Below are 26,401 nucleotides of genomic sequence, written 5' to 3'. Positions count from 1 at the left end.
GTTTCGTTCTTCCGTTTTAGCCCGTTTCAGGCCTGTTTCTGGATTGTCTGATCGCCTGTTCGAGATAAGCTGTGCTGTTGGTGATGTGTTCACGCATTGCTTCGCGCGCATCACCGGCTTTACCTGCTGCGATCAGCCCGTAAATATTCTCATGTTCTGCAAGCCCCGCACTCAACTTCTTGCGCGGGACCCGGCTTGAAACCTTGATCACTTCTGAAATCAGCGAGTGCAGGTTTGCATGTAAGGAAGACAGAATTTCATTGCCCAAAGACTGAACCAGCGCCCTATGAAAGGCCGCATCACCCTCTGCAAAGCGGGAAAAATCATTATCCCCGGCAGACTGGCGCATGACATCGAGCGCTGCTGTGACGCCATCGCGCAACTGCCCCTCACCCGATGCAAGTCGCCCAGCCACATCCACTTCGATCAGACGACGTACATCCATCGCCTGAACGAGATAGGAGGAATCACGCGCAAAGAGTGATCCAACAGACGAGACAAGCGAATCCATGAATTCGCCCACATCATCCCGCACCACCTCGGCTCGCTCACCGTGCTTGCGGCGCACAAGACCTTTGGTCTCAAGAACCTGCATGGCTTCGCGAACGGATCGCGTGCTGACACCGAATGTCCTGCCAATTTCCGCTTCTGACGGAAGACGTTCTCCGACTTGAAGTTCCCCTGACAGAATGCGTGCCTCGATCGTTGCAACAATATGCATATGCAGCTTGCCGCGATCGACATGTGGAGAGACCGAACCTATCACCATTTTACAGCTCCGAAGCCCGAGATAAGGCACTTCTTTATAAATTAGAGTTATGACATATGTCATATGTAAAATCGCATTATATGTCAAGTTTTCAACATATTCGCAAGCAAATCCGGCTCCCATTCAGTCAGGGAAAACCTCAACAATTACCAGGCTGTAAAGCCACCATCCACCACGACATTCGAACCGGTCATGTAAGACGAAGCATCGGATGCCAAGAAACGGATGATGCCGTTATATTCATTGATCTCGGCCTGACGACGCATTGGCACGCGATCAAGGAAGGCATCGATGAATTCCTTATCGAAACTTGCGGTCTTCACACCACCAAACGAAATCAGGTTCACACGAACGTTCTTTTCACCCCAATAGGTGCCAAGATAGCGCGTAAGATTGATCAGGCCCGACTTGGAAGCCGCATAGGAAATCGCCTTGATAAAGGGAACGCCATCGCGCTTTTCACGATAGGCGTAAAGTGCCTGATTGGGTGAAACCAGACCATAGATCGAGCCAACATTGATGATCGAACCCCGACCTTCAGAAGCCATGTGGCTGCCGATAACCTGACTGGTCAGCATAACGCCGGTGAGGTTGGTATCGATGATGTCATCCCAGAATTTCTGCGGATAGACCTCGAACGGTGCATTCTGCTCTGCTGAACCGTCTGGCTTTGAATCGATGCCCGCATTGTTGACAAGCACATGTGGCACACCCCAATCGGCGATCAACTGCTTGGTCGCAGCTTCCAGCGCGGCCTTATCCGTGACGCTTGCTTCATAGACACGAATGCGGTCTTCAAGTCCGGGAAACTTTTCAGCAATCTGCTCACGTGTGAACGGGCGACGGCTGAAGATCGCCACTTTTGCACCGGCTTCGGCCAGCGTCTTGGAAAACTGTGTTCCCAGCTGCCCAAGTCCGCCTGTTACAACCGCAACGCGGTCTTTGACGCTAAAAATATCGGTCATTATTGTGTTCTCCTCGCAGATTTTATGCCTTGGCCGACGTGTCGATGGCTTCGCGTGCGCGACGGTTTCCTTCATTGAGGAACATCACATCATTGCCCATGATGATCATGTCCACGCCCTTCTTCTTGAGCGCAGTCACGCTTTCAGCAACCGGCGGAATGCATGGGGCCATAACCTTGATGTCGCGCGCATGGCACTTCTCAATGAGCTCGCTCAGCTTCTCGTCGACTTCCGGATGCGACATCGAATAGTCGATGGAAATGCGGCGCGAGATTGAGTAATCGGCTGGGCCGAAGTTGATGACGTCAATGCCTTCGACATCGAGAATTTCATCGATATTGTCGAAGAATTCAAAGCTCTCAGCCATTGGGATTACAAGCTTATTGGCGTTCTCACGTTCCATGTAGGACGACCATTGAAAGCCCGGTCCTGCAAATCCTGCGGCACGGCAGGACGCATCACCACCACGACGACCATAAGGTGGGAATTTTGCAGCGCGCACGATAGCGCGGGCCTGTTCCGCTGTATTGACCTGCGGTACGATAACGCCGGTTGCGCCGATTTCGAGCGACTTGCGGATATCCCATTCATTGGTGCCGCGAACGCGGACCAACGGCGCAATACCCGACAGAAGTGCTGCCATCACCAGCTTTTCCATATGGGTATCGACATTGACCGGTGTATGTTCGGCGTCAATGAATGCGAAATCCAGACCCCAGTTGCCAGCAACTTCGATTGCTGTCGTCGAACCGGTGTAGATTGTCGTACCGAATGTCGCTTCGCCATTGCGCAGCTTTTCGGCCAGTTTAAGGTTTTCAACTACAGGCACTGCTCTCTCCTTGAGTCAGTTGTTATGTGGGGAATAGAATTTAGTTGGATCACTTCACGTCGGAGGCAATAAAGGCCTGCAACTCCGGCGTTTTAGGATTTGCGAAAAGGTCTTCGGAAAGGCCAGCCTCCCAGACTTTGCCCTCGTGCATGAAAACGGTATGGGTCGCGACACGACGGGCAAAACCCATCTCATGCGTGACTAGAAGCATGGTCATGCCAGTTTTGGCGAGTTCGGCTATGGTCTTCAAAACCTCACCGGTCAGCTCCGGATCAAGCGCCGAGGTCACTTCGTCAAACAGCATGACTTTCGGCTTCATCGCCAATGATCTGGCAATCGCTGCGCGCTGCTGTTGCCCGCCGGATAGGGAATCCGGATAAGCGTTTTTCTTCTCAAGCAGGCCGACTTTCGACAACACTTCATCGACCAGCGCATCTTGCTCCGCCTTGGGCACGTTTTTGACGATGCGTGGTGCCAGCTTGATATTTTCAGCGACCGTTAAATGGGGGAACAGATTATAGCTCTGGAACACCATCCCCACCTCCTTGCGCAAATCGCGCAGGCGTTTGTTGGTGCCATCCAGCTTGTGTCCAACCACCTCAATCGACCCGGCGTCAAACAACTCAAGCCCATTGATGCAGCGAAGCATGGTGCTCTTGCCCGAACCGGACCGCCCGATCACGGCGACTGTTTCGCCCGGTTCGACCGAAAGGTTCACGCCCTTCAACACAGGAAGAGATCCGAAAGATTTTTGCAGGTTATCAATGCGCAGCGCTGGCATTTTTCTGCTCCTTTAATTTCTCGCTCCACCACGACAACGGATAGCAAAGGGCGAAATACATCACCGCAACAGTCAGAAAGACGTGGAAAGGCTGGAAGGTCATATTATTCAGAAGCTGTCCGGCACGGGTGAGTTCGACAAAGCCGATCAGGGCCGTTACCGAGGTATTCTTGATCACCTGCACCATGAAACCAACAGTTGGTCCGAGAGCGATGCGGAATGCTTGCGGCAAGATTACATAACGCAGGGTTTGTGGTCCGCTGAGCGCGAGTGAATCCGAGGCTTCCCACTGGGCACGCGGAATGGATTCAATACATCCGCGCCAGATATCAGCCAAAAAGGCCGTCGTATAAATCGTCAGCGAGATCGCTGCGGCAGCCAGTGGCGGGAAGTAGAACCCAAGGAAGCTCAAGCCGTAGAACGACAGGAACAACAGGATCAGAAGCGGCGTTGCCTGCACGACCTGGATATAGCCCATGATGATCCAGCGCAGCCATTTTGGTCCCAGCGAGCGACCCAGCGCAAAGAGCAATCCGAGAAAACCGCCGCAGACAAAAGTGATGAGTGAAAGACCGACCGTCCACCAAAGGCCTTGGATCAGGAACTGTATGCTTGTCCATCCGAATGACTGGATCATGGCTTTTGCTCCTGTACGTCGAGCATCAATGCAGCCGTCTCATTGCTGACATCCACGCGGCGGCGGAACAGCCAAAGGCCAAACAGCATGTAGATGAAGCGGAAAAAGAAGGTGATACAAATATAGATGGCAGCCACGATCAGGAAGGTTTCAAGACTTCTGAACGTCTGGGACTCGATGGTCCCCGCCGCCATGGTCAGTTCTTTTGCTGAAACCGCCGACACAATTGAAGTGCCCAACAAAGTCAGCGTCAGCTGTCCCGTTAGTGCAGGATACACAATCTGCAAGGCTGGAACCAAAACCACATAGCGCATGACCTGCAGCTGCGACAAACCAAGTGCCAGTCCAGCCTGAATCTGGGTCTTTGGAATTGCAACCAGACCAGCGCGAAATATCTCCGCCGAATAGGCGCCAAGATTGAGCGACACCGCAAAAATTGCTGCCTGATTGGCATCGAGTTTGATCCCTGTATAAGGCAAACCGAAATAAATCAGGAAGAGTTGCACCAGAAGCGGTGTGTTGCGGAATGCTTCGACGTAGATCGCGCCGATATTCCTGCCCCAACGCGGACCGTTGAACCGCAGCAGAGCCACAGCAAGACCGATCGTCAGGCCGATAGCGATCGCCTCCGCAGACAGAATTATCGTGTTGATTGCGCCGGTTACAAGCTCTGGAGCTCGGGCAAACACCGGAGCGAAGTCCATCACATAGGCCATTGTGTTGATCTTTCAGAGTTAACAGCGGCGCTACAAGAGATGACGAGACGCCGTAACACTTTAACTTTTATGCTTATTCTTCGGTCGATCCAAACATCGCACAAGGAACACGGCATGAAGGAACGGGCTGTCGCATACATTTCGGCATGCGACGCCGATCAGACAGAAAGGGCTTAGAATGTCGGGAGTTTTCCACCCGGAATTGGGCCACCAATCCACTTTTGATGGAGTTCATTCAGACGGCCCGTAACTTCTTCGTAGTAGATGAAATTATTCAGCCACTGATGAAGCTCAAATGCATCCTTGCGCGTGGCCATAGACCAGTAGAGCGTAAAGATCGGCACATCTTTCTTGATTTCAAGATTGGTGAGGTTCCGCTTTTTGATGATGTCTTCGGCAACCGTTGCAACTGCTGCTGTGGCATCAACCTGCCCCGAAATCAGCGCCTGCATTGCAAGCGCATCGTCATCGAAACGGACAACTTCAAGCCCTTCGATGCCATAACCACTTACCGCAACATCCTGCGTACTGCCCTTCGGCACCGAGATGCGCTTGCCTGCAAGGTCCTGCAAAGATTCAACCTTGAGGTCTTTTGCAGCAATGAAGCGCATTTCATAAGCGCCATAAGGGTTGGTCATCAGAAAGGTTTTGGCGCGTTCTGGCGTTGCTGTCATCTGCGCAATCAGAAAGTCTACACGACCGGACTCAAGCGCTGCCGAGCGCGAAGCATTATTTACCGGCACGACTTCCAGATTAACGCCGAGCGCCTTTGCGGCATCACGTGCGACTTCGACGAGAAACCCGTCGGTTTTGCCGCTTGCATCAACCGTGTCGTATGGCGGAATGCCTGTTAGCACACCGACTGTGACAGTTCCTTTTCCGGTAATGTCAGACAAAGATTGCGCCATGACTGATGATGCACCAGCGCACAAGGCAGAAGCGAAAGTTGCAGCAAGCGCAAAACGCTTCAACAATTTCGAGATCATGATTTCCTCCAGCTTTTTCTGCCCAAGCACCGTCCCATGGCACTTCGACATTTCCTCCCGCAGTGCCTTTTATCCTGCCCTGATCCTCATCAGGCTGACACAACATCTGTCATATGACTTATGTCATAAGTTGAGTCAAGCTTCTTTTCCGCGCTTTTGCGCGAGAAAGAAACGTCTCTGGCTTATCCAAGAGGGTAATATTGTGAGAATTTGGCCATAAGAAACCCGGCCTCACCATCCGATGGAATCAGATTAATTTATAATATTATCAAAGTATTATCGATCAGATCGGCGCATCTCACGTGCGGGAAAATAGATGGCGTAGGCCATCAAAAACGTTAGGTTCTTTATAAGAAAGTATCTAGCGGAGTGCTTCAAGTTCAGCGATGCGCGCAGCACTATCCTGCTCCAAAGCCCGCGTCATTTCGCGGATAATTGTTTCAGCCAGCACGAAAAGCGCTGCCGATGAGTCCCATGCGGAAGGCACGGTAATACGGCCTGCCAATACGTGGCGTGCCACGCGCGCGATGGGTGAAAGCCACTGATCCGTAATCAGGACGACTTCAACGCCTCGCCCCCTTGCTTTCTCGGCAAGCTTCAACAGACTGTCCTGATAACGGCGTATATCGAAGACGACCAGAACATCCCGTTTGCCCATATCCAGCAAGCGATCTCGCCACACACTTTCCTGTCCGCCCAGATGAAACACATGCGGGCGAATGATCGACATATGCGCCGCCATATATTGTGCAATCGGGTCAGTGAAGCGCCCGCCGATCAGATAGACATTACCCTTGGAATTGCTGAGTGCCGAAACCACCTGTCGCAATTGCTTCTCGCCCAGATGACGGAAGGTCTCGCGGATATTCTCCAGCGTATGTTCCACGGCCGGATAAGCAGCATCCCTGCCCTTTTCGGGATGCTCGTTACGATTGTGCGGGGACTGAAGCTGAGCTGCAAGTTCATCCTGCAACCGAGCTTGAAAATCGGGGTAATTCTGAAAACCAAGGCGGTTAACGAACCGCAGGATCGTGGGCGAACTAACACCCGCCTGTGCGGAAAACTCGGCCACAGTCTTAAGTCCCAGCATGGGATAATTCGCAATCAAGGTCTGCGCCGCACTGCGTTCACCCGCGGGCATGGCGTCAATGCGTTCGTTAATCAGTTCCGCGACGCTGGTGCTCGTCATTGCGGCATTTTCCATTCTGGCAGCTCTTTTCCAATTTGGGCAAAATTGTGTTTGACAAATTATCATACGGCGTATCAAATAATCCGCAATAGCGCATAAACGTAAAAAACGTAACATAAGTTACAGCGCGGGGAACAAGCAGAATGACGGACGAGCGAGATATTCGCGCGGCTACTGGAGCTGTGTCTTTTGAGCCGTATTTTGTTGTGAACGAGAAGGGGGAAAGCCCCTATCTCTTCGTTTGCGAGCACGCATCTAATTTTATACCGGATAGTTTCGACGGGCTTGGGCTCGACGCAGAAGCTCTCAACGCGCATATCGCATGGGACCCTGGCGCGGTTGAGATCGCACGGCATTTAAGCGCCGCACTTGATGCCCCTCTTGTTGAAGCCGGCCTTTCACGTTTGCTTATCGATTGTAACCGGCCTCTCGATGCGCGGGATCTTATTCCTGAGATTAGCGAAACGACAGTTGTTCCCGGCAACCATGAACTCGGCTCTATGGAAAGAACCGCGCGGATTGATCTGTCGCACAGGCCGTTTCACCGCCGCATTGAAGAGGTCATCAATGCCCGCGCAGCGCGCGGTCAGGCATCATGGGTGGTTACGATCCATTCTTTCACACCGATCTATCGCGGTGTTTCGCGCCCCTGGCAGATCGGCATTATTCATGATCGGGATGACCGTATCGCCGCACCACTAATCGCTGCTTTGAAGCGGGATAAGGCCCTCAATGTCGGAGTGAATGAGCCATATTCACCTGCAGATCGGGTCTATTACACGCTGGAGCGCCATGCACGGCCGCGCAATATGCCTTGCGTGATGATTGAGCTCCGCAACAACGAAATCACAAGCAAAGACACACAAGACGCCTGGGCAGCACGACTTGCAACCATCTTCACGGATATTGCGAAGACGCTGGACCCTCAACTCCAACTCACCAGACCGAAGGCCTGAAGGAGCGGGAAATGCCGAAGCCGATCAGACTATTCGTCAAATATGTTGATGCGCTGAATTATTATGTCGGGCGCTTTGCCATGTATCTGTTTTTCGTACTTGGAGCCTGCCTTCTCTATTCAACCTTTTCGCGCGTTGTACTGGGTGTGCCGGTAAACTGGGTGCTGGAAATGTCCCAGTTCCTTCTTTCTGCCTATTATCTGCTGGGCGGAGCCTATGCTATGCAACAGGGCGCGCATGTGCGTATGGATCTGTTCTTTGATCGCCTGAGCCCGCGCAGGAAGGCGATCACCGACATGATCACCATCCTCTTCATCATCTTCTATCTGGGCGTGATGGTAATGGGCGGGATTTCTTCCACCAATTACGCCATCGTCTATAGCCAGAAGAATTATACGGCCTGGGCACCGGTTTTGTGGCCGATCAAGCTCATCATGACGGTGGGCATCTTTCTCCTCCTTCTGCAGTGCATCTCGAACTTCTTCAAGGATTGGGCGTCGTTACGCGGCAAGCCAATTAGCACTGTTGCAGGCCCTGCGATTGAGGAAGGCCACCACATATGAGCTCGGAATTCATAACGCTTTTTATGTTCGCCACGATGATGGTGCTGCTGATGACGGGTCAGCGCGTCTTCGGTGTGATCGGATTTGTGGGCACAATCGCCGCACTTCTGCTCTGGGGCAAAGGCTCGTTCGAGATGCCCTACAATGCCACATTCGCGGTGTTGAATTGGTATCCGCTCATAACCGTGCCGTTCTTTGTATTCATGGGCTATATGCTGTCGGAATCCGGCATCGCCAGCAATCTCTATCGTATGTTCCATGTGTGGTTTGGAGGCATTCGCGGCGGGCTGGCCTTGGGCACCATCGGCCTGATGGTCATCATTTCCTGCATGAACGGATTGAGCGTCGCTGGCATGGCAATTGGTGCAACCGTCGCTCTGCCTGAACTTCTTAAGCGTGGTTATAACAAGGTTATGGTGACAGGCGTCATTCAGGCTGGCAGTTCACTCGGCATTCTGATCCCACCAAGCGTAGTGCTGGTACTTTACGCCATGATCGCCCGACAGCCGGTCTTGCAGCTCTGGCTGGCAGGCATCGGCCCAGGCTTGCTGATGGCAGCACTTTTCGCCGTCTACATTTACATACGCTGCCGCATAAACCCCGAGCTTGGACCGACCTTGCCCAAGGAAGAGCTGGAACGGATTACCTGGGGCGAACGCATCTCGTCCCTGCGGGTGGGGCTACTTCCACTTGTCATCTTTGGCACCATGATGGGGCTGTTTCTCACGGGTGTTACAAGCCTCGTTGAAAGCTCAGCCGTTGGTGCTCTGCTGGCAACTCTCGCAGCGTTGTTCAGCAAGCGTCTGACGAAAGTTGTTTGGGAGACCACGACCCGCAATACGCTGACCATCACCTGCATGTTCCTCTGGATCATTCTGGCGGCCCTTTGCTTCTCGTCTGTCTATGACGGTCTTGGAGCGGTCAAAGCAATCGAGCGGCTTTTGCTTGGTACTTTTGATTTGTCGCCCTGGACGATTCTGATCCTGATGCTTTTCTCTTTCATCATATTGGGCATGTTCCTCGATGACACCGCCATGCTGGTCATTGTGGCACCTCTGTATATCCCGTTGGTGAAGAGCCTTGGTTTCAATCCCATCTGGTTTGGCATTCTCTATACGATCACTTGTCAGATCGCGTACATCACGCCGCCATTCGGGTACAATCTCTTCATGATGCGAGCGTTGGCACCAAAGGATGTGACGCTGATGGATATTTATCGATCCATCGTGCCATTCTTCTTCCTCATGGTGCTGACCATTATCATTCTGATGATCTTTCCACAGATCGCGATGTGGTTGCCTAACTGGTACATGGGCCGATAACAGGATCTCGAAGGGAGAACGCATAAGCATGAACGGTCAAAAGAGCCGCTAATGGCCAAGCCGTTAAAATAGCAGGGAACTTCAAACACTTAATGGGAGAATGGGCATGAGTGAGAATAACAAGCTTAACAAACGCGACTTTCTCAAAAAGGCCGGGCTAACCACTGTCGGTGCCATTGGCGCCACGACACTTGCAACGCCTTATGTGCGGGCTCAGAGCCCAATCAAGTGGCGTCTTCAGACCTATGCGGGTCCGGCACTCGCAGAACACGTCATCAAGCCGTCTATCGATGCCTTCAACAAGGCAGCAAATGGCGAAATGGTGATCGAGCTCTACACCGCCGATCAGCTTGTCCCACAGGGGGAGCTTTTCCGCGCCGTGCAATCCGGTACAATCGATGCCGCACAAAGCGATGATGACTCGATGGCATCCCCAGTCGATGTCGCCGTGTTCGGGGCCTATTTTCCGTTTGCGTCGCGCTATAGTCTTGACGTACCGGCACTCTTCAACTGGCATGGTCTTAACGAAATCTGGGAAGAAGCCTATAACGAAATCCCCGGTGTAACATGGCTCAGCGCCGGTTCATGGGACCCGTGCAATTTTGTGACGACAAAGCCGATCCGCAGCGTTGCCGATCTTAAAGGCTTGCGCGTCTTCACCTTCCCCACCGGCGGTCGCTTCCTTACAAAATTCGGCGTTGTTCCGGTCACATTGCCATGGGAAGACATCGAAGTCGCCATCCAGACCGGCGAACTCGACGGCGTTGCCTGGTGCGGCGCGACGGAGGCCTATACGGTTGGTTGGGCGGACATCAACAAGTATTACCTTACCAACAATATCAATGGCGCATGGGCCGGTTCCTATTTCGCGAATACCGAAAAATGGGACGCTGTGCCGGACCATCTGAAGACACTTTTCCGGTTAGCAATGGATTCCTCGCACTACCATCGCCAGCATTGGTATTGGTGGGGTGAAGCCCATTATCGGACCACCGGCGGCAAGCTGGAACTCACCACCATTCCCGAATCCGAATGGAAGCAGATTGAAGATGCTGCGCTTGAGTTCTGGGACGACGTTGCCAAACAGAGCGAGCGCAATGCCAAAGTTGTCGCAATCCTGAAAAAATATCAGGAAACCATGCGCAACGCCGGTGCTCCATACCGCTACACCTGACGAATATGGCGCCGCGCTTTAGCGCGGCGCCCTCTCATTTTTCCCGTGAGGAGCGAAGCATAAATGGCCGACCAGTTGACTTTCGACAGATTGAAAAAAGCCGTTGCGAATGATGAAATTGATACGGTTCTTGCATGTTTTGTAGACATGCAGGGCCGCCTGATTGGCAAACGCTTCTACGCGAGCTTCTTTGTGGAAACCGCCCATGACGAAACGCATGGCTGCAATTATCTTCTGGCCAATGACATCGATATGGAGCCGGTTCCGGGCTATGAAGCGGCGAGCTGGGACAAGGGTTACGGCGATTTCGTCATGAAGCCAGACCTCTCCACCTTGCGTCTTGCGCCCTGGTTGGAAAAAACGGCCATTGTGCTTTGTGACGTGCTTGATCATCACGACCATAAAGACCTCGCGCATTCACCGCGCGCCATCCTCAAGAAGCAGCTCGCACGCTTGCATGAGCGCGGATATCGCGCCTATTTCGCGTCCGAACTTGAGTTTTATCTTTTCGACGAAACCTATAAAACCGCCCGTGCCAAACATTGGCAGGATATGGACACCGCCTCTCCTTACGTTCAGGATTATGTAATCCATCTGACCACCAAGGAAGAACAGGTGCTGCGCGCCATGCGCAATCATCTCGGGGCTGCCGGTATTCCGGTTGAAAACTCCAAGGGCGAGTGGGGCCCAGGCCAGCAGGAACTCAACGTGCGCTATGCCGAAGCGCTTGAAATGGCCGACCGTCATGTCGTTATGAAAAACGCTATGAAAGAAATCGCCGATGCGCATGGCAAATGCATCACTTTCATGGCCAAATATGATTACGCCAAGGCCGGTAGTTCGAGCCATGTGCACAATTCCATATGGAGTGCAGACGGAAAAGAGCCACTGTTCTTTGACCCTCAAGCACCCTACACCATGACGCCGCTGATGCGGTCCTGGGTCGCGGGTCAGCTGAAATATGCTGCCGATTACACCTATTTCCTAGCGCCTTATATCAACTCCTATAAGCGCTTTCAGGCAGGCACTTTCGCGCCAACCAAAATCATGTGGAGTCAGGACAACCGCACTGCAGGCTTCCGGCTTTGCGGAGAAGGCACCAAGGGTATTCGGATCGAATGCCGTATCGGCGGCGCGGACCTCAATCCATATCTTGCCTTTGCGGCCCTCATTGCTGCCGGTCTTAGGGGCGTGGACGAAAAGCTGGAGCTTGATGAGCCTTTCGTTGGCGACGCCTATGCAGCCGTGAAGCTGAAGGAAATCCCCTACACCTTACGCGAAGCTGCCGAAGCGCTCAAAAACTCAGATTTCCTCAAGGAAGCGCTCGGTGAAGGTGTGGTCAATCACTATGTCCACACCGCTCATTGGGAGCAGATTGAATATGACCGCCGCGTCACCGATTGGGAACTGCATCGTGGCTTTGAACGCTATTGACCTGTGGCTCCAAAACAGACTGAAATACAGAATGACTTCATACAAAGGAACTGCCCGATGAGTGGCACTGCCAAGATCATCTCCCCAATTGATGGCTCAATTTATGCGGAGCGCCCTTATGCGAGCGACGCCGCGATCAACGCGGCAGTCACTGCAGCGCGGCAGGCTCAAGTCGGCTGGGCTCAGTTAAGCATCGCTGAACGAGCCAGCTATTGTCGTGCAGCATTGGATGCACTCGCCGCAATGCAGGAGGCCATCATTCCTGAAATTGCCTGGCAGATGGGCCGCCCAACGCGCTATGGCGGCGAAAATGGCGGTGTTCAAGAGCGCGGCCAGTACATGATCGACATTGCCGAAGAAGCGCTGGCCCCTTATGTGCCTGCACAGAAGGATGGCTTCCGGCGTTATGTGAAGCATGTTCCGCTTGGTGTCGTGATGGTGATTGCACCGTGGAATTATCCTTATCTCACAGCCGTCAATACCATCATCCCCGCATTGATGGCAGGCAACAGCGTGATCCTCAAACATGCCACACAGACACTGCTGACCGGTGAGCGTTTCGCGCAGGCTTTTGAGAAAGCAGGCATTCCGAAAGGTGTGTTCCAGAACATTGTGCTCGATCATGCGTCAACCGAGAAGCTGCTCGCATCCGGCAGCATCGACCATGTCAATTTCACCGGCTCGGTCGGTGGCGGCCGCGCGATTGAAAAGGCTGCGGCCGGAACGTTCATGTCGCTAGGGCTGGAACTTGGCGGAAAAGACCCGGCCTATGTATTGCCGGACGTCAATCTCGATCATGCAGTCGCCAATCTGGTTGATGGCGCATTCTTCAATTCGGGTCAGTGCTGCTGCGGTATCGAACGTATTTACGTGCATGAAGCCGTATATGATCGGTTTGTTGACGGCTTTATTGATCTCACGAAGCAATATGTCGTCGGCAATCCGCTGGATAGCGCAACAACGCTTGGACCAATGGCGCAGGCGCGTTTTGCCGATCTCATTCGCGAGCAGAAGGCCGAAGCATTACGCAAAGGCGCGAAAGTCCATGTGAACATGACAGTCGACAACGACATTGCCGGTTCGCCTTATATTGCTCCCGAAGTGCTCACCAATGTCGATCATCAGATGAGCGTCATGCGTGAAGAAAGCTTCGGCCCCATCGTTGGCATCATGAAGGTGCGCAATGATGAGGAGGCACTAGCACTGATGAACGACAGTATTTATGGCCTCACCGCTTCACTCTGGACGACCGATACCGATCACGCGGCAGCACTTGGCGACAGCATTGAAACCGGAACCGTGTTCATGAACCGCTGTGATTATCTCGACCCCGCACTTGTGTGGACCGGCGTAAAGGATACTGGCAAGGGAGCTGCCCTTTCACCTATCGGTTACGGCAATCTCACGCAGCCTAAGTCCTTCCACCTGCGTGAAAAAATCTGATCTTTTTTGAATATCTTGAAAGCGATCGACATGACCACTTTGACTGCCAAATGGAATTTCCCGACCACCGTGCTTTTCGGACCGGGCCGCATCAAGGAACTGCCCGCCGTGCTGAAAGCAGCAGGCATCGAACGACCACTCTTCGTCACCGATCCGGGCCTCGCAAAGCTGCCGGTGGTTGCTTCCACACTCGCCATTCTTGATCAAGCAGGCGTAAAATACGCGGTTTTTTCCGACGTTAAGCCCAATCCGGTTGAGAGTAATCTTTATGCTGGCGTCAAGGTTTTCAATGAAGGCAAGCATGATGGTGTGATTGCATTTGGTGGCGGCTCGGCGCTTGATCTTGGCAAACTCATCGCCTTTCAGGCTGGCCAGACCCGCGACGTTTGGGATTTCGAAGACATTGGCGATTGGTGGACCCGCGCTGACAGCAACGCAATCGCACCGATCATCGCCGTACCAACGACCGCTGGAACGGGCTCGGAAGTTGGTCGCGCTGGCGTTCTGACCAATGAAGCAACCCACACCAAGAAGGTTATTTTCCATCCGAAAATGCTGCCCGTGACCGTCATTGCCGATCCGGAACTCTCGACTGGCATGCCACCTTTCATCACGGTCGGCACCGGCATGGATGCGCTCGCTCATTGCTTGGAAGCCTATTGCGCGCCCGGCTTTCATCCGATGGCAGATGGTATCGCTGTTGAAGGCATTCGTCTTGTGTTTGAAAATCTACCCAAGGCCTATGCCGATGGCTCGGATATCGAAGCGCGTGCCAACCTGATGGCGGCGGCTTCCATGGGTGCCACTGCTTTCCAGAAGGGGCTTGGCGCGATCCACTCGCTATCTCACCCTATTGGTGCGCTTTACGACACACATCACGGCATGACCAATGCTGTCTTCATGCCTTATGTCCTTCACCATAACCGGGCGGCTATTGAAAAGCGCATTGAACGTCTTGCCGATTATCTTGGCATTGAAGGCGGTTTCGACGGCTTTGTTGATGCCATCCTGAAGCTGCGCAAAGACCTCGGCGTCCCGAATACATTGCCGGAATTTGTCAAAGGGCTTGAAATGGATGCGGCTCGCAAAGACCTGATAGCCGAGATGGCTATCGTTGACCCAACGGCTGGAGGCAATCCGATAGAACTGACTAAGCAGGGCGCGCTTGATCTGCTGAATGCAGCTTTCGCTGGAAAGCTCTGACCGGAAAATCCGGTCAGAGCAATTTTTAGATATGGGGGCGTAGTGACTTTAGGAAACTACGCTTCCTGCTCTATGAGACCGCGCCTCTCTCTGGCTTCCGCGTCGAGCTTTTGTGCTTTCTCGACGCACAAAACGGATACTGTCGTGATCAGGCAATAGATTGCTGTGATGATTGCGACAGGCCAGGCAGAACCATACCAGCTCACCAGAGCGGTCGCGAGGAGCGGCAGTGGGCCAACAAAGATGGCACCCGTCACTTCTCGTGCGAATGCTATCGCGCTGTAGCGAACTTCCGTGGGGAAAATATCGCAATAAAAGGCTGGCTGAACACCAAAGGATGATCGTGCACCAATTGCATGTCCAATGATGATCAGCACCACTGCCGTCCATGGTGTACCGGCACCCAACAACTGGAAGTAGACCAGCGAATAGATTGCCGCGGCAGCCGATCCCAAAGCCATGATCGGCACACGTCCGACACGGTCAGACAATGCGCCAAAAACCACACACATCACAGCGCCAAACGCACTTGAAAGCATGACGCCCGTCAGAATGATTTCGCGCGGGAACCCGAGTTTCGACGTGGCATAGGCGAGCGTAAATGTCTGGAAGACATAAGACAGATTGGGAGCAAGGTTCGCACCCATTGCGGCAAGCATGGTCCGTGGATGATCACGTAGCACTTCGAGTACTGGCAATTTAGCGTCGCGACGCTCTTCCTTAACCTGCACGAACTCCGGCGATTCCGGAACTTTCTGACGGATGTAAACGCCGAGAAACAGCACCAGACCACTTAGCAGGAACGGGATACGCCAACCCCAGCTCATAAAGTCATCTTCAGGCAACAGCGTGAAAAGAGCAAAAATACCTGCCGCCAAAATTGTAGCGACATCGACAGCAGCCGCAGGAAGACTTGCAAAGAAACCACGGCGGCCACCGGCGATCTCGCCTGCCATAACCACGGCACCCGCATATTCAGCACCCGCGCCAAGCCCCTGAACAACGCGCAGCAGAAGCAGAAGTATCGGTGCCCAAATGCCGATCGTGTCATAGGTCGGCAGACAGCCGATCAATGTGGTACTGATACCCATCATCAAAAGCGTAATCATCAGCACCGGCTTGCGCCCGATGCGGTCACCCATCCAGCCAAACACGATGCCGCCCAGCGGACGCACCAGAAAGCCAACCGTATAAGTCGCGAAAGACGCAATGATACCCGTTGTCGGGTCAAATTGCGGAAAGAACAGATGGTTGAAGATAAGCGCGGCAGCTGTCGCATACAGAATGAAGTCGTACCACTCGACGACTGTACCGATGGTGCTGGCAAATATCGTACTGCCAAGCGCCTTTTGCTTGCCCATGGTTTCGGTTGTCAAAATCCCTCTCCCTCGATTTGACGAGCTAGAGCGTGTTTCGATCTGATCGATTGAGATCGCCGCTCTAACATTTTGTATTGCTACGCATCCCGAAAACAGCTTTTCAGGGTGCGTTCTAAAGCCCCCAGCCCTGTTAGCGTCGATGAAAAAACGGTGCCCTTTTCTCCTTGAAGGCAGCACGACCCTCCTGTGCGTCGGCCGTGGCAAAACAGATTGTTTGCAGATCGCGCTCATATTCGATTGCTTTTTCAAGCGGCATCGAAACAGCAGCCTTGAGATTGAGTTTCGCGGTTTCTGCGGCAATCGGCGCGCGCGAGGCGATCACATCGGCGATTTCACGGGCGCGCTTAAGCAGATCGGCCTGCGATACGACTTCGCTTACAAGTCCCCAACGCTCGGCTTTATCTGCGGCTATCGGATCGCCGGTCATAATCATAAGTGCTGCATTGGATGCACCGATGGAGTGCACCAGATGCGCCGCCATGCCACCACCGCCAATCCAGCCGAGCTTGATTTCAGGTGCTGCAAACTGGGCGTTTTCAGAAGCAATTCGGATATCGCACGACATTGCGGTTTCAAGCCCGCCGCCAAACGCATAGCCATTGACGGCTGCAATTGATGGTTTGAGCAGCGCACGAAATGCATCGCAATAATCCGGCCGATTGCGGAACTGCCACGGCGTCTCATAAGTATCGAGTTCGCGAATGTCAGAACCCGCGCAAAAAGCGCGCTCACCAGCGCCCGTCAGGATGACGCAACGGATCGTGTCGCTGTCATTACATTCCGTAACGGCGGCAACGATTGCGTCAGCCATTTCCGGCGTGACGGCGTTGAGTTTTTGCGGGCGGTTCAACGTGATAATGGCAACGGCGCCATCAATCTCGAATTTTACATCTTCAGTCATGGGAAACTTACCTTTCACCGCCATTTGCACGCGAAACCGCATAAAGAGATCGCAGTTCGCTCAACACATCGATTGCAGGACGTCGCTGATCAAAAGCTGTACCCAGAAGCGCTGACGCTTGGCCCTGAAAGGCGATGTATCCGTCGTGACGCGGGCGCACATAGGCTTGCTCGAGCGTGTCTGCCGTGTTGCGATAAAAATCGCCCCAATGCGCATTCACGCGCTCGTCATGCCAGGCATCGCGGCGCGAGGGTTGCCCTTCATGATCTGGAATGAAACCGGACTGCGCTTCCTGGCTCATAAGCCACAAAAGATGAGTTTTAAGTTCTGGTGTAACATTACAACGGCGCGAAATTCCGATGCCAGTGCCGCCTAATGTCGAACCCGGACGTCCATCAGCACGAGCGCTCGGTGCATTGTGGAAAGCCAGAGGATGACCGTTTTGCGGAGCGGCATAGTTCACATAGCCGTAAACGAGCGGGCATAGAGCCACATCGTCATGCCCCGCCATATGGCCTAGAATACCGATTGGATTTTTCTGCCTGACCGATGCCGGACTGCGCGCCGCAAGTTCCGACATGAGATCGTAAACCTTGCGACCAACTGCATCTGACACAAGAATGTCCGGGTCTTTTTCTGCTGGCGGCTCGCCAAGAGCCGCTGCTATGGACAAGAATGACAGACCGGCATGGGGACCAGCGAGCGAAAGCGCCACATTGCCACTTTCACGCGATAGGCGCACAACCTCGTCCCAAGTCGTCGGTACATTGGCCAAAAGATCAGGCCGCAATGCCATGACCTGCGTAGCGGCATCAAGCGGCAGCGCCCAGTGCTTTCCCGCAAAGCGATAGCTCGTCAGTGACGGGCCGATGCTTGCACTGGCCAATGTCGCAACGATTTCATCGCCAAACACATCCTCCAAAGAATGAAGGCAGTTGCCGGAAATGGCTTCTCCTACGTGCGGATGATCGAGAACCACGAGATCATAGCGGGCGCAAAGATCGGCAATCGGATGCGATTCAAAGCCTTCAAGCGGCTGCTTATTCCAACGGATATCCAAGCCTGAATTGACCGTCTGCGGTAGTTTTGCAGCTGCAGCCAGCGCGTTATAACCACGCGGATGATCCCAGGTGAGAGCGTTAATCACCTGCATTTTAGAGGTTTCCTGAAACGATAACGCCGGACTGCTCAAGCGCTGCGATCTTATCCGCCGCATATCCTGCTTCTGCCAGGATATCGCGCGTGTCCTGCCCGGTGATCGGCGCGCCGCGATCAACCGTCGATGGTGTTTTGGAGAAACGGATCGGGAAACCCGGCGTTTTCACTTTGCCTTCAGTCGGATGCTGGTATTCCACAAACGTGCCGTTATGTTTGATCTGTTCGTCCTCAACGAGATCGGCATAACCATAAACAGGGCCACACCAGATATCGGCAGCACGCAAAAGTTCCAGCCATTCTGCAGAGGTTTTTGCCTTCAGCTTATCTCGCGTTTTGGCAAAGATTTCATCGCGGCGCGCCCATGTATCGACCTCGTCATTCATGGTGAGGAAGCTGTCTTCGCCAATCACTTCACCCAGCGTTTTCAGCTTTGGGAAAGCGACAATGATGAAACCATCAGACGTTGCAAAAGCACCGTAAGGCGCGCGGATGTAAACATGTGCATGCGGTTCTGCAGAGCGGGTCTGTGGCTTGCCCCCAACCGTGAAAACCGAAAGCTCCTGCATCTGGATGGTGGTGATCGCATCCAGCATATTGACCTGAACGAGCTGGCCTTCGCCCGTACGTTCGCGATGGAGAAGCGCCGCCAGCGCACCCTCAAAGGCGTTATAAGCCGTGATGGCATCAACGAGATATTGCCCGGCGGCAGTCGGCGGCTCGCCTTCACGCCCTGCCGAAAGCATTGCCCCCGACATGCCCTGTAAAACCAGATCCTGTCCCGGACGCTGGACATAAGGGCCATCTTCGCCGTAACCGGAAATCGAAACATAGATCAGCTTCGGATTGATCTTGGAGAGCGACTCGTAATCCACGCCGAGACGTTTTGCGACGCCCGGACGATAGTTCTGCAAAAAGACATCAGCCGTTTTGACCAAGTCCATAAGAACCTGTTTGCCGTCCGTGGATTTCAGATCGACTGCGAGTGAACGCTTGTTACGGTTAAGCGACAGAAACGAGACATTGACCTTGTTGCCTTCCGCACCGCCTGCAGCCACATGGCGCTGCCATTCACCCGTTGTCGGCTCAACTTTGACAACATCGGCGCCCAGATCACCCAACCGCTGCGCTGCAAACGGCCCTGCCATGGCAATCGAACAATCCAGCACCCGATAACCTGATAAAACACCCATAGCTGCCTCCTCCCTGTTCAAATCCATTTGCGCTGAACCTATCGGATATTTTCTGATTGTCCAGAGTGAGCGCTAACATATTTTATGAATCACAACAGATATAAATACGAAACATCGAGCTATCATTGAATTTAAAATTAGCGCTCATCTTTCGAGGCAACGAATAAAGAGCATAATTCGAGGTGCGCTAGTGGTCTTCCCGAACAGGGAACCCCGTTATGGGAAAGAGAGCATGAAAACAAACACTTGAATGCCGACCTGATTCAGTCAGATCGAAACGCATTCTACCCACTGGCTCTGATCTTCAGCTCAAAGCCGACATCGACGATGGTATTTGCCGATGTCTCACCGCGCATGGCTTGCAGCAAAAGCTCACCCGCCTGTCGTCCAATTTCTGCCGAAGGCACCGCAACCGTCGTTAATGGCGGTAGCAGATGGCGTGATAATTCAAAGTCACCAAAGCCGGTAATCGCTAAGCGTTGCGGCACCTTGATGCCGATGCGCTGCGTTTCCAGCAGCGCGCCTGACGCCAGAATATCGCTCGAAAACATGACAGCATCAGCTTCCGGATATTGCGCGAGTGCCCGACGCAAAAGATCAACGCCCGAAGCCATGGCAATCGGCATTTCGGTCGCCACGGTGATGCGTGGCTTTTCGTCTGGAAATAGCCGCTCCATCGCCGCCTTGAACCCGGCGCGACGCTCCGCTGCACGGCTGTCACCTTTTCTGACAACACCTGCGAAAACAATGTAACGCCTGCCTGCATTAATCAGATGATCAACCATCTCACCAATCGCAGCCGTATTCGAAAATCCAACCAGCCGATCAATCGGTTTGTCTGTAAAATCCCAGCCCTCAACGACAGGTATGGCAGCCCGCCTGAGCAGCGCCACGCTGCGCTTGCTGTGATGTGTACCGATGAGGAAAATTCCATCCGGACGACGGCCCAACAGACTGCGGATAATCTCTTCCTCGCGCTCCGGGCGATAATCCGTATTACCCAAGAAAATCTGATATCCCGCATTGTGCAGAACATCGGAAAAATGTTGGATGGTTTCTGCAAAAACAGAAGCTGAGAGCGTCGGGATAATTGCTGCGACCGTATTGCTCTTATGTGAAGCAAGGTGGCTTGCAGCGAGATTATGGACGTAATGGGTTTTCTCAATCGCGTCCTGAATAGCCTTGCGTTTTTCAGGCATTACCGAATCGGGAAAGCGGAGTGCCCGCGAGACCGTCTGCATCGACACGCCTGCAGCCGCAGCCACATCGGCCATGGTCACGCCAGAGCCCTTACGGCGTTGCTTTCGTGGAAGACCGGTTTCACCGCTCACAGATAGAACGGCCTCACACAGACGGGAGTGCCAATTTCGATGCGCTTGCCAGTATCGTTCAAGATGCCCGTCTCCTTGTCGATTGTGAAAATTGCGATGCAATCTCCGTTCTGGTTCGCGGCCAGAAGCCATCCACCATCTGGTGTCACAGCAAAATTACGCGGTGTTTTTCCACCCGTAAAGCTCTGGCCGATCTCAACCAAGCTGCCATTTTCCTGATCCACACGAAATGCCGTGATGCTGTCCGGCCCACGGTTCGAACAGTAGAGAAACCGCCCATCGGGTGTCAGATGAATATCTGCACCATGAGATTCGATGTCCGCAGGTACGCTTGGCAGAGTTTGGCCAAGGCTCAACTGAGTGCCGTCACGATGAATAAGCGAAACACTGGAATCAAGTTCGTTTGAAACATAGACGAACCGGCCGTTCGGATGCTGCGCAATATGTCGAGGCCCAGAGCCCGCTATAACAGCAACACTGCTGCGGCGCTCGAACGCACCCTCATCATCCAGTCGGTACGTTATGATTTCATCAAGACCAAGATCGGCAGCGAGAAAGATGCCGCCCTCTGGCGTTTCAACCACACAATGCGGATGACTTCGTTCCTGCCGATCGGTGATTGGTCCAAGCACTCCCTCGTGACGAACAGAACCTTTTACCGGCCCCAAACAACCATCGGCTAAGATCGGCAATGCGACCAGCGATTGATCCGGGCCACCCGTTCCCATGGCATAATTGGCAACCAGCACAAATTTTCTGTCGTGCGTGACCATGTTATAGGCCGATATGCTGCCCTGGCAGGCCTGCTTGTTGAGATAAACAAGCTCACCACGCCCAGCATCAAATCGATAGGCGGCAACAGTGCCTTCATACCAGTTGAACACTTCCGAATTGGCGTAAATGACGCCTGAATCCGGATCGACGCTTAGAAATGTCGGATTGTCGACCGAACTTGTGCCGCAAATGCGCTGAGCTTCACCTGTCATCGTATCGAATGCGTAGATGGAAAGGCCTTCGCCACGTGCACCCTGAAAATAAGGGGCTTCGCGATTAAGCGACCCGACCGCCAGATAAAGTTTCCTCACGCATTCCTCCAATGCAAATTCGTTCCCTAATGCATCACCCATCCGCCATCGACATTCAAGGTCTGGCCGGTGATAAATCCTGCTTCTTCAGAAGCAAGAAACATCAAAGCGGAAGCAATATCATGGGCGGAACCACGGCGCTTCACCGACTGATGGTCCAACACATAGCGCGTATAGCCTTCTGGATCAGGATGGATTTTTTCTGCGTCTGTAGGAAATGCCCCCGGAGAAACCGCATTGACGGTAATGCCATAGGCACCGAATTCACGTGCCCAGGCGCGCGCAAGCCCGATCAGAGCACCCTTCGATTGCACATAAGGCGAGAGCTGTGCCCAGCCGCCATAGGCTGTAACACTGGCGATATTGATAATACGGCCCCAACCCTTTTTCCGCATATGAGGCAGCGCCACCTGAACGCAGACGATGCCCGCATCAACATTGATGTGCTGCACCTTCTGCATTTCCTCAAGCGTGTATTCTTCAAACGGCTTTGATGGATAAATCGCGGCATTGTTAATCACAACATCAAAGCCACCGACGTCATTGGAAATAGCCTCTAATGCAGGGCGAAGTGCTGACAAATCAGACAGATCAAGCGCGTGAATAGAAAGTCCGTCAAGGTTCTCAAGCGCTGTTTTATTTCTCAGCTCCTCGATCTTTTTCGAATCGTGATCAATGGCGACAACCCGCGCGCCGGCACGCAGGAAATTCAAGGTTGTTTCAAGACCCAAACCACCGGCGGCGCCTGTATAGAGAATGGTTTTCCCCGCTACTGAAAACATGGGTGCACCGCTCATGAGCGGCCTCCAATGGTAATGTGATTACCTGATGGTGCCGGATAATCGCCATCAGGTTGCCTGCAAATCGCCACAATTCGAGCCTCGCTTGCCACAATTTCCGAGGTATTTGCAAGGATACGGAACGTACTATCGTAGCGACGCTCCTCGCCATGTTCGAGCCAGATCAGCTCATTGCATTCACGCGCAGCTCCATGCCCAAGGACGTGGTTGGTTGCCGGTTCAATGCCAAGTGCATATTGCCCAGCCTGCAGGTTCTGCCACTCATACATGCAGGGGAACTGATCCTTGCGGGTGACAACCTCAAAGCCGATACCAAGCCTGTCATTGACCAGCGCGACCGGCACTTCGCCATTGGCATCCGCTCCCATTTCATGCTGCCAGACCTGTTCATGAAACTGCATTTGCGGCGCAGGCATTGAGCGATAGCCGACGCTCTGCTTTTGGTAATCCTCGCCCGCATGCGCCGCCCAGACAACATCCTTGATGGGAGCGAGATAGCGCGACCCCTCAGCCAGAACCGGATGGCCGACATTGATGTGATAACAATACATATGCGGCGTTCGATAAAAGCCGCGATTGGTCACACGATCCGTCAGCTTGATATCGTTGGTGCCAGCCTTGATTTCGATGCGGCGCGTCAATTCAAGATGCTCGCCGAAAACGGTTCCCTGAGTGACGACACCCTCGCACCAGAGAAAACATTCGTCCCCTTCCCAACGCTCGCCATAGCCGGTGAGTTTCGCCGGAATGGTGCCAACGCGACCATGAATGGAATGCTTGATCATCTCTCGCGGTTTGTAATTATAATGATCCGCCGCCTCGTCATACATGAAGAGGATATGATCGAGACCGCATGTGATCATCAGGCCCGAGAAAGAGCGCATCCAGCCGAGGCCACCCTCACCTTCATATTCATGCAGGCCCGGATGGCGGAAGCCAGATGGTGAATTCCAGCCGATAGCCATGCCGCGATAATCGCAATCTGCAATATCCAAGGCGCGATCAACCAGTACGGTAAAGCGCAGGCCGGTGCCCGAACGAAACTCCAGCATTCTTATGCCGCGTTCCAATCCGTCTTCCAGCGTCATCAGGCGCACGCCTGCAAATTGTGCAAAAGAGCCACTGCTCGCAGCGATATCGCGACGCGATCTCGCCTCTCCGTAAAGCTTCACCATGTTCGCACCTTAAATACTGCGGCGTACAGCCATTTCATTCAAAAGGCGGCCAGTGTGTAAACGCTTGTTTGTAGCACCGGCCGCCTCACCCCGCCCTAGGTAGTTTTAAAGTCCCTGCGCGCGCAGTTTGCCATCAAGGAACTTCTTCGCACGCGGCACATCAGCCTCGTCGAGATGTTCGATAATCATCGGAATGTTCGGGTGTTTCTGCGCAAGACGCTTGAGATAAAGGTCATAGTTCAGTGAACCAAGACCCGGAGCGGGCAATTCGATTTCGCCAACGCCGCGGAAAGTATGGCTTTCAAGTGCTTCAGCATCGCCAATATCGGCGTGCTTCTCGCTCTTGTCATCGCCTGAGCGCTTGACGTCTTTCGCATGACCGATCTTGATCTTGTCGCTCAGCGTATCGAAGACCTGATTGAGAATTTCATCCATCCGGTCGATATTGTGCGTCTCGAAATAGTTGGTCGGGTCCATCAGCAGGCCAAGACCCGGATGATCAACCTGAGCAAACATCTTTACCGTTTCCTCAACCGAGCCGACCACATTGTTCACATAGGTTTCGAGCAGGAAAACCGCGCCATGATCATAGGCGAACTGCGAGAGGTCAGCGATGACCTTGCGGCATTCTTCAAAGCCTTCTTCGGTCTTGTTTTTCGGGTGATGCACCCAGTCAGACTCAGTGTTGTAAGTACCTGTTTCAGAAATCACATAGGGCGTTCCGAGATATTGCGCGTGGCGGATAATCTCTTTGAGATAACCGACGCGACGCTCGCGCTCACCCTTGTCCGGATGAATGATGTTCGTATAGCCGGAAATGCATGAAATCGGCAGGTTGTGATCGCGGAATGTCTCGCGGATCTTGACGCACTTATCCTTGGAGATTTGACCGGCGCTGAGATCAACATCCTTGAAGTGCATGTCCAGCTGGACCGTGTTGAAGTCGAGCGCCCGGATTTTTTTGGCTGTTTCCTCAAGCGAATAAGGAAAATAGCCGCTGAAAATACCCACCTGCATCATGATCTAAACCCTCCCGTTAAGATTATTTGTTAACGCGCATCTTTTCCGAAAACCGTTTCACACTTTTCGGGATGCGCTCGTTTACTTAATTGATATCTCGGACAATCTGACCGTACGGCCTTCATCAATCGACTTGTAACCGGCCTCGATGAGCGCCACCGTTTTCACATTGTCTGCCACAGACAGTGCTGGCGGTTCGCCGGACTGAATGGCGTATTGCAGCTGCTCCATCACACCAATGAAAGCATGCGGGAACCACATGGTTTCCCATTTCGGGCTCACCCATTTTCCGTCAGTTGTCTTCTTGGAAGCATACGTTAGTGTTGATGGAGAACCATCCGGCCAACCAATCGTGCCTTGCGCCACACCATCGGTGCCTTCGACGCGCCATTTGATGTAAATATCGCTGTCAAAACCTTCTTCGCGCGGCCCTGACCACACATCCTCCATCGAGACCGCCATGACGCCGCTTGGGAACATCAATGTCGAAACGGTGATGCCATCCTTGTGCGCAAACTTGGTGCGTGGATCAGTTCGCGTCAGTGTCGTGATGGTTTCAGGCTCGCCGAATAGAAACCGCAACACATCGAGGTGATGAACGCTCATGTTGGATAGTGTCAGGCGGTCATAGTCTTCGAGAAAACCCTGCCAATGCGGGATTGCCCGCATCTCGATTGTCGACATTACAGGAGTGCCAAGCTCGCCATTGTCGAGAATTTGCTTCAACACACGCATTGATTGGTCGTAGCGCATGTTCTGATTGACCGAGAGTATTTTGCCAGCTTTTGCGGCCTCGTCGCGCAGGGCAATCGCTTCCTCGAGCGTCAGAGCCAGTGGCTTTTGCGCAAGAATACCCTTGATATGCGGCTGTGCAAGCGCTTTGCGAATAAGTGCAGGCTGTTGATCCGGCGGATACGCGATGTCGAGGATTTCGATTGCTTCATCGGCAATCAGTGCTTCCGGCATGTCGTGAACCGTAGCAATCTCCCAGCGCTTGGCGACCTCTTCGGCCTTTGCCTTTGTGCGCGAGGCAATCGCTGCAACCGTAAAGCGCGCCTCCTTATAAGCGGCGAGATGACACTCGGCCATGATCATGCCGGCACCGATACAGCCGATTTTAAGATCCCGAACACGAACCGGCGGATCAGGTGTGAAACCCTGCGCTGTACTCATTTGAACCTCCCGCTATCAGTTTCCCATCGCCACGCTGAGACCAGCGCGCTGTTTGAAGCAGTCAATCCTTGCCAAAAAGCAGGGAAAATACCGCTTCCCTCGATGAGAAATATCAACCTCCATTGATATGGTGAGGATTGATGAAGGCAATTCGCCTGAGTGTCAACATCATATAAAATCATTTTACATCATTTTGCATCTTTTATCGCCACAAACGCCTGA

The 26,401-nt window shown here is 53.2% G+C and carries 25 protein-coding genes; 7 read left to right on the top strand and 18 right to left on the bottom strand.

From position 1 onward, the window contains the following. Window positions 1-16: 16 nt before the first annotated feature. The 8 genes from OIV19_RS13390 to OIV19_RS13355 form a co-directional block, all read right to left on the bottom strand. A complete protein-coding gene (locus OIV19_RS13390) occupies window positions 17-769 on the bottom strand; it encodes a FadR/GntR family transcriptional regulator (RefSeq protein WP_024900190.1) in 753 nt (250 codons plus the stop codon). Between the two features lie 146 nt (window positions 770-915). After that, window positions 916-1,734 (bottom strand): SDR family oxidoreductase, encoded by an 819-nt coding sequence (locus OIV19_RS13385; protein ID WP_264231942.1) that lies wholly within the window; start codon window positions 1,732-1,734, stop codon window positions 916-918. Between the two features lie 22 nt (window positions 1,735-1,756). Then, window positions 1,757-2,563: an aldolase/citrate lyase family protein gene (locus OIV19_RS13380; RefSeq protein ID WP_264231941.1), complete on the bottom strand. Its 807-nt coding sequence runs from the start codon at window positions 2,561-2,563 to the stop codon at window positions 1,757-1,759. A 49-nt stretch (window positions 2,564-2,612) separates the two neighbouring features. Then, window positions 2,613-3,344 carry an amino acid ABC transporter ATP-binding protein gene (locus tag OIV19_RS13375; RefSeq protein WP_264231940.1) on the bottom strand — a complete coding sequence of 244 codons (732 nt, stop codon included), beginning with the start codon at window positions 3,342-3,344 and terminating at the stop codon, window positions 2,613-2,615. Then, window positions 3,325-3,981, bottom strand: a complete 657-nt coding sequence (locus tag OIV19_RS13370) for an amino acid ABC transporter permease (protein WP_264231939.1) — start codon at window positions 3,979-3,981, stop codon at window positions 3,325-3,327. Before OIV19_RS13370 ends, OIV19_RS13375 begins: the two co-directional genes overlap by 20 nt. After that, a complete protein-coding gene (locus OIV19_RS13365; protein WP_151092693.1) occupies window positions 3,978-4,697 on the bottom strand; it encodes an amino acid ABC transporter permease in 720 nt (239 codons plus the stop codon). Before OIV19_RS13365 ends, OIV19_RS13370 begins: the two co-directional genes overlap by 4 nt. Before the next feature lie 173 nt (window positions 4,698-4,870). Beyond that, complete coding sequence (locus tag OIV19_RS13360; RefSeq protein WP_181153669.1) at window positions 4,871-5,683, bottom strand: transporter substrate-binding domain-containing protein; 813 nt, start codon at window positions 5,681-5,683, stop codon at window positions 4,871-4,873. A gap of 361 nt (window positions 5,684-6,044) precedes the next feature. Next, window positions 6,045-6,887, bottom strand: a complete 843-nt coding sequence (locus OIV19_RS13355) for a MurR/RpiR family transcriptional regulator (RefSeq protein WP_264231938.1) — start codon at window positions 6,885-6,887, stop codon at window positions 6,045-6,047. A gap of 128 nt (window positions 6,888-7,015) precedes the next feature. Here OIV19_RS13355 and OIV19_RS13350 point away from each other — a divergent pair, with 128 nt between their 5' ends. The 7 genes from OIV19_RS13350 to OIV19_RS13320 all read left to right on the top strand — a co-directional run bounded on the left by OIV19_RS13350 (window position 7,016) and on the right by OIV19_RS13320 (window position 14,967). Then, window positions 7,016-7,828, top strand: a complete 813-nt coding sequence (locus tag OIV19_RS13350; protein ID WP_151092691.1) for an N-formylglutamate amidohydrolase — start codon at window positions 7,016-7,018, stop codon at window positions 7,826-7,828. An 11-nt stretch (window positions 7,829-7,839) separates the two neighbouring features. After that, window positions 7,840-8,391: a TRAP transporter small permease subunit gene (locus OIV19_RS13345; protein WP_151092689.1), complete on the top strand. Its 552-nt coding sequence runs from the start codon at window positions 7,840-7,842 to the stop codon at window positions 8,389-8,391. Beyond that, the gene (locus tag OIV19_RS13340; protein ID WP_264231937.1) at window positions 8,388-9,713 is read left to right on the top strand and encodes a TRAP transporter large permease subunit; all 1,326 of its coding nucleotides are present in this window, start codon (window positions 8,388-8,390) and stop codon (window positions 9,711-9,713) included. The genes OIV19_RS13345 and OIV19_RS13340 overlap by 4 nt, the downstream gene beginning before the upstream one ends. Before the next feature lie 106 nt (window positions 9,714-9,819). Next, complete coding sequence (locus OIV19_RS13335) at window positions 9,820-10,887, top strand: TRAP transporter substrate-binding protein (protein WP_151092685.1); 1,068 nt, start codon at window positions 9,820-9,822, stop codon at window positions 10,885-10,887. A 63-nt stretch (window positions 10,888-10,950) separates the two neighbouring features. Further along, a complete protein-coding gene (locus OIV19_RS13330) occupies window positions 10,951-12,321 on the top strand; it encodes a glutamine synthetase family protein (RefSeq protein ID WP_264231936.1) in 1,371 nt (456 codons plus the stop codon). A gap of 57 nt (window positions 12,322-12,378) precedes the next feature. Next, on the top strand, window positions 12,379-13,764 hold the full coding sequence (locus OIV19_RS13325) for an aldehyde dehydrogenase family protein (RefSeq protein ID WP_264231935.1): 1,386 nt from the start codon (window positions 12,379-12,381) through the stop codon (window positions 13,762-13,764). A gap of 30 nt (window positions 13,765-13,794) precedes the next feature. Further along, the gene (locus tag OIV19_RS13320) at window positions 13,795-14,967 is read left to right on the top strand and encodes an iron-containing alcohol dehydrogenase (RefSeq protein ID WP_264231934.1); all 1,173 of its coding nucleotides are present in this window, start codon (window positions 13,795-13,797) and stop codon (window positions 14,965-14,967) included. Window positions 14,968-15,023: 56 nt separating this feature from the next. Here the strand turns inward: OIV19_RS13320 and OIV19_RS13315 are convergent, their stop codons facing one another. The 10 genes from OIV19_RS13315 to OIV19_RS13270 form a co-directional block, all read right to left on the bottom strand. Continuing rightward, entirely contained in the window at window positions 15,024-16,343 is a 1,320-nt protein-coding gene (locus OIV19_RS13315) for an MFS transporter (RefSeq protein WP_191793102.1), read from the bottom strand. Window positions 16,344-16,476: 133 nt separating this feature from the next. Continuing rightward, window positions 16,477-17,247 (bottom strand): enoyl-CoA hydratase/isomerase family protein, encoded by a 771-nt coding sequence (locus OIV19_RS13310; RefSeq protein ID WP_264231933.1) that lies wholly within the window; start codon window positions 17,245-17,247, stop codon window positions 16,477-16,479. 7 nt (window positions 17,248-17,254) lie between these two features. Further along, window positions 17,255-18,400 carry an ABC transporter substrate-binding protein gene (locus tag OIV19_RS13305; protein WP_264231932.1) on the bottom strand — a complete coding sequence of 382 codons (1,146 nt, stop codon included), beginning with the start codon at window positions 18,398-18,400 and terminating at the stop codon, window positions 17,255-17,257. Between the two features lies 1 nt (window position 18,401). Next, window positions 18,402-19,595 (bottom strand): CaiB/BaiF CoA transferase family protein, encoded by a 1,194-nt coding sequence (locus tag OIV19_RS13300; protein ID WP_264231931.1) that lies wholly within the window; start codon window positions 19,593-19,595, stop codon window positions 18,402-18,404. Between the two features lie 284 nt (window positions 19,596-19,879). Beyond that, complete coding sequence (locus OIV19_RS13295) at window positions 19,880-20,926, bottom strand: LacI family DNA-binding transcriptional regulator (protein WP_264231930.1); 1,047 nt, start codon at window positions 20,924-20,926, stop codon at window positions 19,880-19,882. Continuing rightward, window positions 20,923-22,011: a lactonase family protein gene (locus OIV19_RS13290; protein ID WP_264231929.1), complete on the bottom strand. Its 1,089-nt coding sequence runs from the start codon at window positions 22,009-22,011 to the stop codon at window positions 20,923-20,925. The genes OIV19_RS13295 and OIV19_RS13290 overlap by 4 nt, the downstream gene beginning before the upstream one ends. Before the next feature lie 26 nt (window positions 22,012-22,037). Continuing rightward, window positions 22,038-22,808: an SDR family oxidoreductase gene (locus OIV19_RS13285; protein WP_264231928.1), complete on the bottom strand. Its 771-nt coding sequence runs from the start codon at window positions 22,806-22,808 to the stop codon at window positions 22,038-22,040. Then, entirely contained in the window at window positions 22,805-23,986 is a 1,182-nt protein-coding gene (locus OIV19_RS13280; RefSeq protein ID WP_264231927.1) for an aldose 1-epimerase family protein, read from the bottom strand. The genes OIV19_RS13285 and OIV19_RS13280 overlap by 4 nt, the downstream gene beginning before the upstream one ends. Window positions 23,987-24,091: 105 nt before the next feature. After that, window positions 24,092-25,006: a sugar phosphate isomerase/epimerase family protein gene (locus OIV19_RS13275; protein ID WP_264231926.1), complete on the bottom strand. Its 915-nt coding sequence runs from the start codon at window positions 25,004-25,006 to the stop codon at window positions 24,092-24,094. Between the two features lie 81 nt (window positions 25,007-25,087). Beyond that, entirely contained in the window at window positions 25,088-26,179 is a 1,092-nt protein-coding gene (locus OIV19_RS13270) for a Gfo/Idh/MocA family protein (RefSeq protein WP_264231925.1), read from the bottom strand. Window positions 26,180-26,401 lie beyond the last annotated feature (222 nt).

This window comes from Brucella sp. HL-2, from assembly GCF_025846885.2.
In the GTDB taxonomy this organism is placed as follows: Bacteria; Pseudomonadota; Alphaproteobacteria; order Rhizobiales; family Rhizobiaceae; genus Brucella; species Brucella quorumnocens.
Note: the sequence above shows the minus strand (reverse complement) of the source record. Positions and strands in the feature narration are given on the sequence as shown.